1 pseudogene is annotated in these 287 nt (G+C 41.8%); it reads left to right on the top strand.

Going from position 1 to position 287, the window contains the following annotated elements:
• Positions 1-60: 60 nt before the first annotated feature.
• A pseudogene (locus ACFILW_RS11020) lies at positions 61-287 on the top strand (site-specific DNA-methyltransferase); the annotation flags it as partial.

The raw sequence follows: 287 nt of genomic DNA, 5'->3' as shown, positions 1-287 counted from the left end.
GGAGTACAAAAGAGTTTTGCAAATTATACCAACCCCGATAATGACCCGCGCGGGCCTTGGATGGCTGATAATTTGACATGCAATAAAACAGCATCAGAGCGGCCAAATCTTAATTACCCGATTACTGATCCAAAAACGGGTGTAGTTTACCAGTGTAATCCCAATCGTGTATGGGCTTATGAAAAAGGACGAATGGCAAACATCATCAAAGAAGGCAAGGTGATCTTCCCAAAAAACGGACAAGGTACGCCTACTTATAAACGTCATCAAACAGAAGTTAAATCTCA

Source organism: Bartonella sp. TT110JLCBS, from assembly GCF_042193405.1.
In the GTDB taxonomy this organism is placed as follows: Bacteria; Pseudomonadota; Alphaproteobacteria; order Rhizobiales; family Rhizobiaceae; genus Bartonella.
Note: the sequence above shows the minus strand (reverse complement) of the source record. Positions and strands in the feature narration are given on the sequence as shown.